Raw genomic sequence first — 16,651 nt, forward strand, 5'->3', positions numbered from 1 at the left:
GCCTTGCTCCAGGGGCGGTCGGAGCCGGCGTCCGGGACGGCAGGGGGCGGATTTGCCGCTTCGCACCCGGCTCGCGTAATCTCGGCACGAAGCCAAAGACCGCTGGTCGCTGTCGCACTCATCGTGGGGTGCGGTGGCCGAAGGACCCGCACACCGCGGGCGGCCCGCGCAGGTGACTGAGGAAGAAAGCTCCCGGGACGCCCCGCGTCCGCGGTCGAGCCCGACGCCCCATGCACCTGTGCTGGGGCGCTTGTTGTGTCCGAGCCCCTTCCGAGCGGTCCTCATCACCCGGAAGGAGGCCGAGGCTCATGGCGAGGGACCAGGTCGCACCCGACAAGATCGACGCTGTCGCTGAGATGACGGACAAGTTCCGGAACTCCAGCGCCACCGTGGTCACCGCGTACACCGGACTCTCCGTGGCACAGCTCCAGGAGCTGCGCCGTTCTCTCGGTGACAACACTCAGTACCGTGTGGTGAAGAACACGCTGACCAAGATTGCGGCCAACGAGGCCGGGATCACTGAGCTCGACGAGTTCTTCGTCGGCTCGTCGGCTGTCGCCTTCGTGACCGGTGACCCGGTCGAGGCAGCCAAGGGTCTCCGTGACTTCGCCAAGACCAACCCTGCCCTGGTCATCAAGGGCGGCATCGTCGACGGCGCGCAGTACAGCGCCGACGACCTCAAGAAGCTCGCGGACGTCGAGTCGCGCGAGGTGCTGCTCTCCAAGCTGGCCGGCGGCATGAAGGCGTCCATGGCCAAGGCCGCGGCGACCTTCGAGGCCCCGCTGACGAAGTTCGTGCGCACCGCGGACGCCCTTCGCAGCAAGGTCGACGAGCAGGGCGGTGCCGATACTCCGGCTCCCGCCGAGGCCGAGTAACCAGGGGTTCGCCCCCGCGTACCCGGTCGCAGCGGGCCCGTAAGCCCGCCGAAATGTTCATCCGGCACCAGCCGAATTAGTGGAAGGACCGCCACCATGGCGAAGCTCAGCCAGGACGAGCTGCTCGAGCAGTTCAGCGACATGACCCTCATCGAGCTCTCCGAGTTCGTGAAGGCGTTCGAGGAGAAGTTCGACGTCGAGGCCGCCGCCCCGGCCGCCGCCGTTGTCGCCGCCCCGGCCGCCGGCGGCGAGGGCGCTGCCGACGCCGAGGCCGAGCAGGACGAGTTCGACGTCGTCCTCGCCGGCGCCGGCGACAAGAAGATCCAGGTCATCAAGGTCGTGCGGGAGCTGACCTCGCTCGGTCTCAAGGAGGCCAAGGAGCTGGTCGACAACACCCCGAAGCCGGTCCTGGAGAAGGTCGCCAAGGACGCCGCCGACAAGGCCAAGGAGGCCCTCGAGGGCGCCGGCGCCTCGGTCGAGGTCAAGTGACCAGGTTTCTCCCGGCACTTCGGTGATCTCTCGCCCGCACCGCGTGCGATTGGTCACCAGACAGGGGCGATCACCCGGAAGGGTGGTCGCCCTTCGTCGTGCTGTCGCTGGTTGCGATGAACCTCGTCCCGAGCGGGGTAAGGTGATCATCGCTGGACCAGGGGGCCTTGACGTACGGGCACGCAGCGCGCAATTCTCTGGACGCAACGTCGCACCCACCGCCGTTCCCGAGCACCGCACATCGATCGCCGATCGGATGCATGGATCGAGGATGGAGCGGGAAGTGTTGCGGCAAGCACATCCGCCCCGGCGAACCGAGGCCGCCGGAGCGGTAGCAGTACGGCAGCAGCACCCAGCAAGCAGAAACGAAGAGAAGAACCCCTCCCGGAGGAGCGATTGCCACCCGTCGGAGGCGAAGACCGGGGCCCCGCGGGGAGCCCGGAAATCTGCTCTGGACATCAGTGGGCCTTGTGGCTACACTGACCCTTTGCGCTGCCATATAGCTGCTCCCTGCCCGTCACCAGGGGCACAGGTATGCGTGTAGAGAGTCCGAGCCCTCGGAAGGACCCCCTCTTGGCCGCCTCGCGCACTGCCTCGACTGCCAACTCGAACAACGGCGCCAGCACCGCCCCGCTGCGCATCTCTTTTGCAAAGATCAGGGAACCTCTTGAGGTCCCCAACCTCCTCGCGCTCCAGACCGAGAGCTTCGACTGGCTCCTCGGCAACGACGCGTGGAAGGGTCGCGTCGAGGCCGCGCTGGACAGCGGACAGGACGTCCCCACCAAGTCCGGTCTGGAGGAGATCTTCGAGGAGATCTCCCCGATCGAGGACTTCTCCGGGTCGATGTCGCTGACGTTCCGCGACCACCGCTTCGAGCCCCCGAAGAACTCCATCGACGAGTGCAAGGAGCGCGACTTCACCTACGCCGCGCCGCTCTTCGTCACCGCCGAGTTCACCAACAACGAGACCGGTGAGATCAAGTCCCAGACGGTCTTCATGGGCGACTTCCCGCTCATGACCGACAAGGGCACCTTCGTCATCAACGGCACCGAGCGCGTCGTCGTCACGCAGCTCGTGCGGTCGCCCGGTGCCTACTTCGACAGCTCCATCGACAAGACGTCCGACAAGGACATCTACTCCGCCAAGATCATCCCGTCCCGGGGCGCCTGGCTGGAGATGGAGGTCGACAAGCGCGACATGGTCGGCGTCCGCATCGACCGGAAGCGCAAGCAGTCCGTCACCGTGCTGCTCAAGGCGCTCGGGTGGACGAACGAGCAGATCCTCGAGGAGTTCGGCCAGTACGAGTCGATGCGCGCGACCCTGGAGAAGGACCACACCCAGGGCCAGGACGACGCGCTCCTCGACATCTACCGCAAGCTGCGTCCGGGCGAGCCCCCGACGCGTGAGGCCGCGCAGACGCTCCTGGAGAACCTCTACTTCAACCCGAAGCGCTACGACCTCGCCAAGGTCGGCCGGTACAAGATCAACAAGAAGCTCGGCGGCCAGGAGCCGCTGGACTCCGGCGTGCTCACCACGGCGGACATCATCGCCACGATCAAGTACCTGGTGAAGCTGCACGCGGGCGAGACCGAGACGACCTCGGCCGAGGGCGACGAGATCGTCATCGAGACCGACGACATCGACCACTTCGGCAACCGCCGCCTGCGCAACGTCGGCGAGCTGATCCAGAACCAGGTGCGCACCGGGCTCGCGCGCATGGAGCGCGTGGTCCGCGAGCGGATGACGACGCAGGACGTCGAGGCGATCACGCCGCAGACGCTGATCAACATCCGGCCGGTCGTCGCCTCCATCAAGGAGTTCTTCGGCACCAGCCAGCTCTCCCAGTTCATGGACCAGACGAACCCGATCTCGGGCCTCACCCACAAGCGCCGCCTCAACGCGCTCGGCCCCGGCGGCCTGAGCCGTGAGCGGGCCGGCTTCGAGGTCCGCGACGTGCACCCGTCGCACTACGGCCGGATGTGCCCGATCGAGACGCCGGAAGGCCCGAACATCGGCCTCATCGGTTCGCTCGCCTCCTACGGCCGGGTCAACGCCTTCGGCTTCGTCGAGACGCCGTACCGCAAGGTCGTGGACGGCTTCGTCACCGACGAGGTCCACTACCTCACCGCGGACGAGGAGGACCGCTTCGTCATCGCGCAGGCGAACGCCCCCCTCAACGACGAGCAGCGGTTCGCCGAGGAGCGGGTGCTGGTCCGCCGCCGCGGCGGCGAGGTCGACCTCATCCCGGGCGACGACGTGGACTACATGGACGTCTCGCCGCGGCAGATGGTGTCCGTGGCGACGGCCATGATCCCGTTCCTCGAGCACGACGACGCCAACCGCGCCCTCATGGGCTCGAACATGATGCGGCAGGCGGTCCCGCTGATCAAGGCGGAGTCCCCGCTCGTCGGCACCGGCATGGAGTACCGCTGCGCGGTCGACGCCGGCGACGTCATCAAGGCCGAGAAGGAGGGTGTCGTCCAGGAGGTCTCGGCCGACTACGTCACCGTGGCCAACGACGACGGCACGTACACCACCTACCGCATCGCCAAGTTCACCCGCTCCAACCAGGGCACCTCCTTCAACCAGAAGGTGCTCGTGGACGAGGGCACCCGCGTCGTGGTCGGCCAGGTCCTCGCGGACGGCCCCTCCACCGACGAGGGCGAGATGGCGCTCGGCAAGAACCTCCTCGTCGCCTTCATGCCGTGGGAGGGCTACAACTACGAGGACGCGATCATCCTCAGCCAGCGGCTCGTCCAGGACGACGTCCTCTCCTCGATCCACATCGAGGAGCACGAGGTCGACGCCCGGGACACCAAGCTCGGCCCCGAGGAGATCACCCGGGACATCCCGAACGTCTCCGAAGAGGTCCTCGCCGACCTCGACGAGCGCGGCATCATCCGGATCGGCGCCGAGGTCGAGGCGGGCGACATCCTCGTCGGCAAGGTCACCCCGAAGGGTGAGACCGAGCTGACCCCCGAGGAGCGTCTGCTCCGCGCGATCTTCGGTGAGAAGGCCCGCGAGGTGCGCGACACCTCCCTCAAGGTGCCGCACGGCGAGACCGGCAAGGTCATCGGCGTCCGCGTCTTCGACCGCGAGGAGGGCGACGAACTCCCGCCCGGCGTCAACCAGTTGGTGCGGGTCTACGTCGCGCAGAAGCGCAAGATCACCGACGGTGACAAGCTCGCGGGACGGCACGGCAACAAGGGCGTCATCTCGAAGATCCTGCCCGTCGAGGACATGCCGTTCCTCGAGGACGGCACCCCCGTCGACGTCATCCTCAACCCGCTCGGCGTCCCCTCCCGGATGAACCCGGGACAGGTCCTCGAGGTCCACCTCGGGTGGCTCGCCTCGCAGGGCTGGAAGGTCGAGGGCTCCGAGGAGTGGATGGAGCGGCTGAAGGCGATCGGCGCCGACGACGTCGACCCTGGTACCAACGTCGCGACCCCGGTCTTCGACGGTGCCCGGCAGGACGAGATCGGCGGCCTCTTCGACTCGACGGTCCCCAACCGCGACGGGGAGCGCATGGTCCAGTCGTCCGGCAAGGCGCGGCTCTTCGACGGCCGTTCCGGCGAGCCGTTCCCGGACCCGATCTCCGTCGGCTACATGTACATCCTCAAGCTGCACCACCTGGTCGACGACAAGCTGCACGCCCGCTCGACCGGTCCGTACTCGATGATCACCCAGCAGCCGCTGGGCGGTAAGGCGCAGTTCGGTGGCCAGCGCTTCGGTGAGATGGAGGTGTGGGCCCTGGAGGCGTACGGCGCCGCGTACGCGCTGCAGGAGCTGCTCACCATCAAGTCCGACGACGTCACCGGACGTGTGAAGGTCTACGAGGCCATCGTCAAGGGCGAGAACATCCCCGAGCCGGGTATCCCCGAGTCCTTCAAGGTGCTCATCAAGGAGATGCAGTCGCTCTGCCTCAACGTCGAGGTGCTGTCCTCCGACGGTATGTCGATCGAGATGCGCGACACCGACGAGGACGTCTTCCGCGCGGCGGAGGAACTCGGAATCGACCTGTCCCGGCGGGAGCCGAGCAGCGTCGAAGAGGTCTGACGGGTCGCCGGGCTCCCTGCCAGGGAGTCCGGCCCTCCCCCTCGGCCCCTAGGGGGCCCGGGTGGCATTCCCGCCCGGACCCCGTTCAGACCATCGAAGTGCCCGGACTCGCCACGGCGAGTGGGCCACCAACCTGAGAGGGATTGACGAGAGTGCTCGACGTCAACTTCTTCGACGAACTGCGAATCGGCCTTGCCACCGCTGACGACATCCGCCAGTGGTCGCACGGCGAGGTCAAGAAGCCCGAGACCATCAACTACCGCACCCTGAAGCCCGAGAAGGACGGCCTCTTCTGCGAGAAGATCTTCGGCCCCACCCGGGACTGGGAGTGCTACTGCGGCAAGTACAAGCGCGTCCGCTTCAAGGGCATCATCTGTGAGCGGTGCGGTGTCGAGGTGACCCGCGCCAAGGTGCGCCGTGAGCGGATGGGCCACATCGAGCTGGCCGCACCCGTCACCCACATCTGGTACTTCAAAGGCGTGCCCTCGCGCCTCGGGTACCTCCTCGACCTGGCGCCGAAGGACCTGGAGAAGGTCATCTACTTCGCGGCGTACATGATCACGTACGTCGACGAGGAGCGCCGTACGCGCGACCTGCCCTCCTTGGAGGCGCACGTCGGCGTCGAGCGTCAGCAGATCGAGCAGCGCCGCGACGCGGACCTCGAGGCCCGCGCCAAGAAGCAGGAGAGCGACCTCGCCGATCTGGAGTCCGAGGGCGCCAAGGCCGACGTGCGCCGCAAGGTGCGCGAGGGCGCCGAGCGCGAGATGAAGCAGATCCGCGACCGCGCGCAGCGCGAGATCGACCGCCTCGACGAGGTGTGGAACCGCTTCAAGAGCCTCAAGGTCCAGGACCTCGAGGGCGACGAGCTGCTCTACCGCGAGCTGCGCGACCGCTTCGGCACCTACTTCGACGGTTCGATGGGTGCCGCCGCGCTGCAGAAGCGGCTGGAGACCTTCGACCTCGACGAGGAGGCCGAGCGGCTGCGCGAGGTCATCCGCACCGGCAAAGGCCAGAAGAAGACCCGTGCGCTGAAGCGCCTCAAGGTCGTCTCCGCCTTCCTGCAGACGAGCAACAGCCCCAAGGGCATGGTGCTCGACTGCGTCCCGGTGATCCCGCCGGACCTGCGCCCGATGGTCCAGCTCGACGGCGGCCGCTTCGCCACGTCGGACCTGAACGACCTCTACCGCCGCGTCATCAACCGCAACAACCGCCTGAAGCGTCTGCTCGACCTCGGTGCGCCCGAGATCATCGTCAACAACGAGAAGCGGATGCTCCAGGAGGCCGTCGACGCGCTCTTCGACAACGGCCGCCGCGGCCGCCCGGTGACGGGCCCCGGCAACCGTCCGTTGAAGTCGCTCTCCGACATGCTCAAGGGCAAGCAGGGCCGGTTCCGTCAGAACCTGCTCGGCAAGCGCGTCGACTACTCCGCGCGTTCGGTCATCGTCGTCGGCCCGCAGCTCAAGCTGCACCAGTGCGGCCTGCCGAAGGCGATGGCGCTGGAGCTCTTCAAGCCGTTCGTGATGAAGCGCCTGGTGGATCTCAACCACGCGCAGAACATCAAGTCGGCGAAGAGGATGGTCGAGCGCGGCCGGACGGTCGTCTACGACGTCCTGGAAGAGGTCATCGCGGAGCACCCGGTGCTGCTCAACCGCGCACCGACCCTGCACCGCCTCGGCATCCAGGCGTTCGAGCCGCAGCTCGTCGAGGGCAAGGCCATTCAGATCCACCCGCTCGTCTGCACCGCGTTCAACGCGGACTTCGACGGTGACCAGATGGCCGTCCACCTGCCGCTCTCCGCGGAGGCGCAGGCCGAGGCGCGCATCCTGATGCTCTCCTCGAACAACATCCTCAAGCCGGCCGACGGCCGCCCCGTCACCATGCCGACGCAGGACATGGTCCTGGGCCTGTTCTTCCTCACCACCGACGAGGAGCAGCGCACGACCATGGGCGACGAGCGGTCGTTCAACAGCACCGCCGAAGCGATCATGGCGTTCGACGCGGGGGAGCTCTCCCTCCAGGCCAAGGTGGACATCCGCTTCCCCGCGGGCACCACCCCGCCGCTCGGCTGGACTCCGCCGGCGCCGGAGGAGGGCGAGCCCGAGTGGCAGCCCGGGGACAGCTTCCGGCTCCGCACGACGCTGGGTCGGGCGCTCTTCAACGAGCTGCTGCCGGAGGAGTACCCGTACGTCGAGTACACCGTCGGGAAGAGGCAGCTCTCGCAGATCGTCAACGACCTCGCCGAGCGGTACCCGAAGGTCGTCGTCGCCGCTGCCCTGGACAACCTCAAGTCGGCCGGTTACTTCTGGGCGACCCGCTCCGGCGTCACCATCGCGATCTCCGACGTCGTCCTCCCCGAGGCGAAGAGCGAGATCATCGAGGGTTACGAGAAGCAGGACGAGAAGGTCCAGAAGCAGTACGAGCGCGGTCTGATCACCAAGGACGAGCGCACGCAGGAGCTCATCGCCATCTGGACCAAGGCGACCAACGAGGTCTCCGAGGCGATGAACGAGAACTTCCCGAAGACGAACCCGATCTTCATGATGGTGGACTCGGGCGCCCGAGGGAACATGATGCAGATGCGGCAGATCGCGGGGATGCGCGGTCTCGTCTCCAACGCCAAGAACGAGACGATCCCGCGTCCCATCAAGGCGTCGTTCCGCGAGGGCCTCTCCGTGCTGGAGTACTTCATCTCCACGCACGGTGCCCGCAAGGGCCTCGCCGACACCGCGCTGCGTACCGCCGACTCCGGGTACCTGACGCGTCGTCTGGTCGACGTCTCGCAGGACGTGATCATCCGCGAGGAGGACTGCGGCACCGAGCGCGGCCTCAAGCTGTCGATCGCCTCCCGGGGCGCCGACGGTGTGCTCCGCAAGGCGGAGGACGTCGAGACGAGCGTGTACGCGCGGTGCCTCGCCGAGGAGATCGTCGCGGACGGGAAGGTGCTGGCCCCGGCCGGTACGGACCTGGGCGACGTCCTCATCGACGAGCTGGTGCGGCACGGCATCGAGACGGTCAAGACCCGTTCGATCCTCACCTGCGAGTCCGCCGTCGGCACCTGCGCGATGTGCTACGGCCGTTCGCTGGCGACGGGCAAGCTCGTCGACATCGGCGAGGCCGTCGGCATCATCGCCGCCCAGTCGATCGGTGAGCCCGGCACCCAGCTGACGATGCGCACCTTCCACACCGGCGGTGTGGCGGGCGACGACATCACGCAGGGTCTGCCGCGTGTGGTCGAGCTCTTCGAGGCCCGCACCCCGAAGGGCGTCGCGCCGATCTCCGAGTCGGCCGGCCGGGCGCGGATCGAGGAGACGGAGAAGACCAAGAAGGTCGTCGTCACGCCGGACGACGGGTCGGACGAGACCTCGTACGCGGTCTCCAAGCGTGCCCGTCTGACGGTCGGCGACGGGGACCACGTCGCGGTGGGCCAGAAGCTCACCGTCGGTACGGAGAACCCGCACGACGTGCTCCGCATCCTCGGCCAGCGGGCCGTGCAGGTGCACCTCGTGGGCGAGGTCCAGAAGGTCTACAACTCGCAGGGCGTCTCGATCCACGACAAGCACATCGAGATCATCATCCGGCAGATGCTCCGCCGCGTGACGATCATCGAGTCCGGCGACGCCGAGCTGCTTCCGGGCGAGCTCGTCGAGCGGACCAAGTTCGAGGGCGAGAACCGCCGCGTGGTGGCGGAGGGCGGTCACCCGGCCTCCGGCCGTCCGCAGCTCATGGGCATCACCAAGGCCTCGCTCGCCACCGAGTCGTGGCTGTCGGCGGCGTCCTTCCAGGAGACGACGAGGGTCCTCACCGACGCGGCGATCAACGCCAAGTCGGACTCCCTCATCGGTCTCAAGGAGAACGTCATCATCGGTAAGCTCATCCCGGCCGGTACGGGTCTCTCCCGCTACCGCAACATCCGGGTCGAGCCCACCGAGGAGGCGAAGGCCGCGATGTACTCGGCCGTCGGTTACGACGACATCGACTACTCGCCCTTCGGCACCGGCTCGGGACAGGCGGTTCCGCTGGAGGACTACGACTACGGTCCCTACAACGCCTGAGCCTCGGCTCCGAGCAAGCGCCCGTGGGCGGTCACCCGATGAGGGGGCCGCCCACGGGCGTCGTCGGGGCTGCGCCTTCCGCGGCGGGACGGGGCGGGGCGCCGGCGCTCGATGAGTTATGGGTCTCAGGCATCTGTTTTGACCCTCGCGAGCGTGCTAGGTACGATCAGACCTTGTGCCTGGGGTGTCCCCTGCGCTTGTGCATCTGCCGCTCGGCGGTAGTCGATCCGCGTAGCCGGTGACACCGGGATCTGCACGCTTCTCATCCCAGAGGAGTTCCCCGTCGTAAGACGGGAGCCTGCGATCTTCGACACGCCCGACTTCGTGGGTCGGGACGGTGGCCCAGGTTAGCTTTACCGAGACTGGCACACAGAAACCGGAGAAACGGTGCCTACGATCCAGCAGCTGGTCCGCAAGGGCCGGCAGGACAAGGTCGAGAAGAACACGACGCCCGCACTGGAGGGTTCGCCCCAGCGCCGCGGCGTCTGCACGCGTGTGTTCACGACCACCCCGAAGAAGCCGAACTCGGCCCTGCGCAAGGTCGCTCGTGTGCGACTCACCAGTGGGATCGAGGTCACTGCCTACATTCCGGGTGAGGGCCACAACCTCCAGGAGCACTCGATCGTGCTCGTGCGTGGTGGCCGCGTGAAGGACCTGCCGGGTGTTCGTTACAAGATCATCCGCGGCTCCCTCGACACGCAGGGCGTCAAGAACCGCAAGCAGGCTCGCAGCCGCTACGGCGCCAAGAAGGAGAAGTAAGAATGCCTCGTAAGGGCCCCGCCCCGAAGCGACCGGTGATCATCGACCCGGTCTACGGTTCTCCTCTGGTGACCTCCCTCATCAACAAGGTGCTGCTCAACGGCAAGCGCTCCACCGCCGAGCGCATCGTCTACGGCGCCATGGAGGGGCTGCGCGACAAGACCGGCAACGACCCGGTGATCACGCTGAAGCGTGCGCTGGAGAACGTGAAGCCGACCCTGGAGGTCCGCTCCCGCCGTGTCGGTGGCGCCACCTACCAGGTGCCGATCGAGGTCCGCCCCGGTCGGTCGTCGACGCTGGCGCTGCGCTGGATCGTGGGCTACTCCCGCGCCCGGCGCGAGAAGACCATGACCGAGCGTCTGATGAACGAGCTGCTCGACGCCTCCAACGGCCTCGGCGCAGCCGTGAAGAAGCGCGAGGACACCCACAAGATGGCCGAGTCCAACAAGGCCTTCGCGCACTACCGCTGGTAGTCGCAGACCCCATCGAGACCGAGAGAAGACTGAAGCCTCATGGCTACCACTTCACTTGACCTGGCCAAGGTCCGCAACATCGGGATCATGGCCCACATCGACGCGGGCAAGACGACCACCACCGAGCGGATCCTCTTCTACACCGGTCGCAGCTACAAGATCGGTGAAGTCCACGACGGCGCTGCCACGATGGACTGGATGGCCCAGGAGCAGGAGCGCGGCATCACGATCACGTCTGCCGCGACGACCGCGCACTGGCCGCTCAACGACGTCGACTACACCATCAACATCATCGACACCCCGGGGCACGTCGACTTCACCGTCGAGGTGGAGCGCGCGCTCCGTGTGCTCGACGGTGCGGTGACGGTGTTCGACGGTGTGGCCGGCGTCGAGCCGCAGTCGGAGACCGTCTGGCAGCAGGCGGACCGCTACGGCGTCCCGCGCATCTGCTTCGTCAACAAGCTCGACCGGACCGGTGCCGAGTTCCACCGCTGCGTCGACATGATCGTCAACCGCCTCGGCGCGGTGCCGCTGGTCATGCAGCTCCCGATCGGCACCGAGTCGGACTTCAGGGGCGTCATCGACCTGGTCTCCATGAAGGCCATGGTCTGGTCGCCCGAGGCGAAGCTGGGCGAGATGTACGACACCGTCGACATCCCGGCCACGCACGCCGAGGCCGCCGACGAGTGGCGGGGCAAGCTCCTCGAGGCCGTCGCGGAGAACGACGAGGAGATGATGGAGCTCTACCTCGAGGGCCAGGAGCCCACCGAGGAGCAGCTCCGCACGGCGATCCGCCGGGTCACCCTCGCCTCCACGGGGGCCGAGGGCACGACGACGGTCACGCCCGTCTTCTGCGGGACCGCCTTCAAGAACAAGGGCGTTCAGCCGCTGCTCGACGCGATCGCGCGGTACCTTCCGTCGCCGATGGACGTCGAGGCGATCGAGGGCCACTCGGTGAAGGACTCCGAAGAGGTCCTCGTCCGCAGGCCGTCGGAGAGCGAGCCGATGTCGGCGCTCGCCTTCAAGATCGCGAGCGACCCGCACCTCGGCAAGCTCACCTTCATCCGCGTCTACTCCGGGCGGCTGGTCACCGGTACGCAGGTGATGAACGCGGTGAAGGGCAAGAAGGAGCGCATCGGCAAGATCTACCGGATGCACGCGAACAAGCGTGAGGAGATCGAATCGGTGGGTGCCGGCGACATCGTCGCCGTCATGGGTCTCAAGCAGACCACCACGGGTGAGACCCTCTGCGACTCGTCGAACCCGGTGATCCTGGAGTCGATGGAGTTCCCGGCCCCGGTCATCGAGGTCGCGATCGAGCCGAAGTCCAAGGGCGACCAGGAGAAGCTGGGCGTCGCGATCCAGCGGCTGGCCGAGGAGGACCCGTCCTTCCAGGTCAAGACCGACGAGGACACCGGCCAGACCATCATCTCCGGTATGGGCGAGCTCCATCTCGACGTCCTTGTCGACCGCATGAAGCGGGAGTTCAAGGTCGAGGCGAACGTCGGTAAGCCGCAGGTGGCCTACCGCGAGACGCTTCGCAAGAAGGTCGAGAACGTCGACTACACCCACAAGAAGCAGACCGGTGGCTCCGGTCAGTTCGCGAAGGTGCAGATCGACGTCGAGCCGCTCGAGGGCGACGGCTACGAGTTCGTCAACCAGGTGACCGGTGGCCGCATCCCGCGGGAGTACATCCCGTCCGTGGACGCCGGCTGCCAGGACGCCATGGAGTTCGGCGTGCTCGCCGGGTACCCGCTCACCGGCGTCCGCGTGACGCTGCAGGACGGTCAGTACCACGATGTCGACTCCTCGGAGATGGCCTTCAAGATCGCCGGTTCGATGGCGTTCAAGGAGGCCGCGCGGAGGGCCAGCCCGGCCATCCTCGAGCCGATGATGGCGGTCGACGTCACCACGCCCGAGGAGTACATGGGCGATGTGATCGGTGACATCAACTCCCGCCGCGGCCAGGTCTCGGCGATGGAGGACCGGGGGGTGGCGAAGCTCGTCAAGGGCCTCGTCCCGCTCTCCGAGATGTTCGGTTACGTCGGTGACCTGCGTAGCAAGACCTCAGGTCGCGCGAGTTACACCATGCAGTTCGACTCCTACGCCGAGGTTCCGAAGAGCGTCGCCGAGGAGATCATCGCGAAGGCCAAGGGCGAGTAGCACCTGTTGCTCACCCTTTAGGCTGGAGCAAGGCATTCGGGGCACTCCGGTACATCACGCCCGTCGTGGTGTACCGGCGTCCCGGCGCCGGCCCACCAGAGCGAATCGGTCATGGGCGTCCCCATCGGGGTCCTGACCGCTTCGAAAGACCACCTGAACCCCTCCGCAGAGTGTGGAGGGTGTACAGCACCAGTCCACAGGAGGACCCCAGTGGCGAAGGCGAAGTTCGAGCGGACTAAGCCGCACGTCAACATCGGCACCATCGGTCACATCGACCACGGCAAGACCACTCTTACCGCGGCGATTACCAAGGTGCTGCACGACGCGTACCCCGACCTCAACCAGGCTTCGGCGTTCGAGAACATCGACAAGGCGCCGGAAGAGCGCCAGCGCGGTATCACGATCTCCATCGCGCACGTCGAGTACCAGACGGAGAACCGTCACTACGCCCACGTCGACTGCCCGGGTCACGCGGACTACATCAAGAACATGATCACCGGTGCCGCCCAGATGGACGGTGCCATCCTCGTGGTCGCCGCCACCGACGGCCCGATGCCGCAGACCAAGGAGCACGTGCTCCTGGCGCGTCAGTCCAACGTGCCGTACATCGTCGTCGCCCTGAACAAGGCCGACATGGTGGACGACGAGGAGATCATGGAGCTCGTCGAGCTCGAGGTCCGTGAGCTGCTCTCCGAGTACGAGTACCCGGGCGACGAGCTGCCGGTCATCAAGGTCTCGGCTCTCAAGGCCCTCGAGGGTGACAAGGACGCGGCCGACGGCATCCTCAAGCTGATGGACGCCGTCGACAACTCCATCCCGGCGCCGGAGCGTGACACCGACAAGCCGTTCCTGATGCCGATCGAGGACGTCTTCACGATCACCGGTCGCGGCACCGTCGTCACCGGTCGTATCGAGCGCGGCTCGCTGAAGGTGAACGAGAGCGTCGACATCATCGGTATCAAGGAAAACAAGACCTCGACGACGGTCACCGGTATCGAGATGTTCCGCAAGCTGCTCGACGAGGGCCAGGCCGGTGAGAACGTCGGCCTCCTGCTCCGCGGCATCAAGCGCGAGGACGTCGAGCGCGGCCAGGTCATCATCAAGCCGGGCTCGGTCACCCCGCACACGGAGTTCGAGGCGACGGCCTACATCCTGTCGAAGGACGAGGGCGGCAGGCACACCCCGTTCTTCAACAACTACCGGCCGCAGTTCTACTTCCGCACCACCGACGTGACCGGTGTGGTGACCCTTCCCGAGGGCACCGAGATGGTCATGCCCGGTGACAACGCCACCATGTCCGTCCAGCTCATCCAGCCGGTCGCCATGGAGGAGGGCCTGCGGTTCACCATCCGCGAGGGTGGTCGCACCGTGGGCGCGGGTCAGGTCACCAAGATCAACAAGTGACCTTGCACGGCTAGCGCCTTCCGTCTCGGCGTTCTGCGCGCTTCGACGGCAAGAGGGCTCGTACGGTTTCGGCCGTACGAGCCCTCTTTCGTGCCTGGGAGCCCGCTCGCGGTGCCGGCGCGTGGTTCATGCCACGCGGTGGGCGACTCAGGCTCCGGCCCGGAGATGCGGTTCAGGCTCCGGCCTGGAGGTAGGGGCCAGGGCCCTTCAGAGTGCGGTGGATGGGGGCCGTCGCCGTGTGGCGCAGGCCGGGCAGGGCAGCCACCTTCTCGGTGAGGTAGCGGTAGAACAGCTCGGCCGTCGGGGCTCCGACGGAGGTGTAGAGGTTGGTCGTGCCGGTGACGGCGCCGGCGAACGACACTTCGGGATGCGCGGCGAGCGCGGCGCCCGCCTCCGCGAACCGGGATGGGTCGATCTCCAGCCACAGTGCGGAGCGGAAGCTCCGGTGCAGCACGTCCGGGTGGTACTCGATGTCGAAGTACAGGGCGCCGGCGGCCCGTAGTTCGGCGATGCGGCGGCGCACGGTCGACGCCGACAGCCCTGTCGCCGCGGCCAGCTCGCCGGGCGCCGCTCTGCCGTCCCGGGCCAGCAGGTCGAGCAGGTGCCGGTCGGCGTCGGTCAGCGTCACCGGTTCGGTGCCGTCCTCGTCCCGCTCCTGCGGGCCGAGGACAGGTGGGGCGAGTGCTGCGGCCTGTGCGGCCGTCAGCGGCCCCGACTTATTGATCGGACCGAGGTCATGGCCGAAGAAGACGTGCAGGAGACAGTGCGCCGTCACGTCCACCACCTGCGGCGTACGCGGCAGCTTCTCCAGGAGCAGCGGCTTCCCGCGTCCCTGCGCGGGGGACCGTACGCAGCAGGTGAGCTCGGTGCCGCCGGAGCTGAGATTGACCCAGGTGGTGTCCGTACGCCGGGCCAGCGCCTGGCCGAGGGAGGCCGCGGCGTCCGGCGTGCACCGTACGCGGACGATCCAGCGGACCTCTCCCAGCCGTGAGGGGTTGGTCAGGCCGAGAACCCTGAGCCTGCCGGCCGAGCGCAGCCGTGACCAGCGGCGTGCGGCGGTCTGGTCGGACACCCCGAGGACATCGGCGATCTCCCGGAACGAGGCTCTCCCGTTGATCTGCAGCGCGTGCGTCAGCGCCATCTCCTCGTCCGACAGGTCGCGGCCGGCATCGTCCTGGGTGTCGAGATACGTCTTCATGGGATCCATGTTGTCGGATGCGCGCACGGAATACGTTCTGGCTCATGGATTCGCCTGAGCTGCCCGGAGACTTCTTCGCGGGGAACATCCGTGACGCCCTGCGTTCCGGCTCGCTTCCCGTCACCGACGCACCTCGCTCAGTCCGACCGAACGGAGAATCCGACATGCGCAAGTGGTGGCCCCTGACGGCTGTCTGCCTGGGCGCCTTCATGCTGCTGGTGGACGTGACCATCGTGAACGTGGCACTGCCCAGCATGGCCGACGACCTCGACGCGTCCTTCACCTCGCTCCAGTGGGTGGTCGACGCGTACGCCCTGGCACTCGCAGCTCTGCTCCTCGCCTCCGGTTCCCTGGCGGACCGCTTCGGTCACCGGCGGGTGTACGTCTACGGGCTGGGCCTGTTCGGTCTGGCTTCCCTCCTGTGCGGCCTGGCGCCAACTGTCGGGGTACTGATAGCTGCGCGGGTGGCACAGGGCGTCGGCGGTGCGGCCATGTTCGCCACGGCCCCCGCGCTGCTGCTCGCCTCGTACGCCGGACGCGACCGTGGCACCGCCTTCGGCGTATGGGGCGCGGTCAACGGCGCCGCCGCGGCGGCGGGACCGCTCGTCGGTGGTCTGCTCACCGAACACATGAGCTGGCCGATGATCTTCTGGGTCAACCTGCCGGTCGCCGCCGTCGCCGTCGCGATGACGCAGCGTGTGATCGGCCGGGACCGGGCGGCCGTAGCCGAGCCGTCCGGGCGCCAGGAGGGTCGGGGCCGGATCGACGTACCGGGCGCCGTGGCCTTCACCGTCGTCGCCGGCAGCCTCACCTACGGCCTCATACGGGGCGGCGAGGCGGGCTGGGCCTCGGTCGAGACACTGGCGACCTTTACTCTGACCGCCGTCGCGCTCGTCGCGTTCGTCACGATCGAGCACCGCACCGCGCAACGCGGGGGCACCCCGATGCTGGACCTGGCGGTGCTGCGCCGCCCCTCGTTCGCCGCGCTGATGAGCGGTGCGCTGCTCCTGCAGGGCGGTGCTTTCGGCTGCCTGGTGCTGGTCTCCCTGTGGCTCCAGTCTGTCCTGGGCCTCGGCCCCGTGGCTGCGGGCCTCGCGCTGACGCCGCTTGCCGCGGCCTCGTTCGTGGTGGCTGCGGCCGCGGGCCGGCACATCCAGCGGCTGGCGCCGCGCCTGCCGATCG

At 67.5% G+C, this 16,651-nt stretch carries 10 protein-coding genes; 9 read left to right on the plus strand and 1 reads right to left on the minus strand.

What is annotated here, in order from left to right:
- Positions 1-308 precede the first annotated feature (308 nt).
- The 8 genes from rplJ to tuf all read left to right on the plus strand — a co-directional run bounded on the left by rplJ (position 309) and on the right by tuf (position 14,271).
- Entirely contained in the window at positions 309-875 is a 567-nt protein-coding gene (gene rplJ, locus UWG_RS0123480; protein WP_016909646.1) for a 50S ribosomal protein L10, read from the plus strand.
- A gap of 96 nt (positions 876-971) precedes the next feature.
- Positions 972-1,364 carry a 50S ribosomal protein L7/L12 gene (gene rplL, locus UWG_RS0123485; protein WP_016909647.1) on the plus strand — a complete coding sequence of 131 codons (393 nt, stop codon included), beginning with the start codon at positions 972-974 and terminating at the stop codon, positions 1,362-1,364.
- Positions 1,365-1,937: 573 nt separating this feature from the next.
- A complete protein-coding gene (gene rpoB / locus UWG_RS0123490; RefSeq protein ID WP_016909648.1) occupies positions 1,938-5,420 on the plus strand; it encodes a DNA-directed RNA polymerase subunit beta in 3,483 nt (1,160 codons plus the stop codon).
- A 152-nt stretch (positions 5,421-5,572) separates the two neighbouring features.
- On the plus strand, positions 5,573-9,472 hold the full coding sequence (locus UWG_RS0123495; protein ID WP_016909649.1) for a DNA-directed RNA polymerase subunit beta': 3,900 nt from the start codon (positions 5,573-5,575) through the stop codon (positions 9,470-9,472).
- Positions 9,473-9,859: 387 nt separating this feature from the next.
- A complete protein-coding gene (gene rpsL / locus UWG_RS0123500; RefSeq protein WP_016909650.1) occupies positions 9,860-10,231 on the plus strand; it encodes a 30S ribosomal protein S12 in 372 nt (123 codons plus the stop codon).
- Positions 10,232-10,233: 2 nt separating this feature from the next.
- Positions 10,234-10,704 carry a 30S ribosomal protein S7 gene (gene rpsG / locus UWG_RS0123505; protein ID WP_016909651.1) on the plus strand — a complete coding sequence of 157 codons (471 nt, stop codon included), beginning with the start codon at positions 10,234-10,236 and terminating at the stop codon, positions 10,702-10,704.
- 39 nt (positions 10,705-10,743) lie between these two features.
- On the plus strand, positions 10,744-12,867 hold the full coding sequence (gene fusA, locus UWG_RS0123510) for an elongation factor G (protein ID WP_016909652.1): 2,124 nt from the start codon (positions 10,744-10,746) through the stop codon (positions 12,865-12,867).
- Positions 12,868-13,077: 210 nt separating this feature from the next.
- Complete coding sequence (gene tuf / locus UWG_RS0123515; RefSeq protein ID WP_016909653.1) at positions 13,078-14,271, plus strand: elongation factor Tu; 1,194 nt, start codon at positions 13,078-13,080, stop codon at positions 14,269-14,271.
- Positions 14,272-14,443: 172 nt separating this feature from the next.
- Here the strand turns inward: tuf and UWG_RS0123520 are convergent, their stop codons facing one another.
- Positions 14,444-15,469: an Lrp/AsnC family transcriptional regulator gene (locus UWG_RS0123520; RefSeq protein ID WP_016909654.1), complete on the minus strand. Its 1,026-nt coding sequence runs from the start codon at positions 15,467-15,469 to the stop codon at positions 14,444-14,446.
- A gap of 164 nt (positions 15,470-15,633) precedes the next feature.
- Here UWG_RS0123520 and UWG_RS30850 point away from each other — a divergent pair.
- A partial coding sequence (locus UWG_RS30850; RefSeq protein WP_016909655.1) for an MFS transporter occupies positions 15,634-16,651 on the plus strand: 1,018 nt, incomplete at its 3' end.

The organism is Streptomyces xiaopingdaonensis (genome assembly GCF_000262345.1).
Taxonomy (GTDB): Bacteria; Actinomycetota; Actinomycetes; order Streptomycetales; family Streptomycetaceae; genus Streptomyces; species Streptomyces xiaopingdaonensis.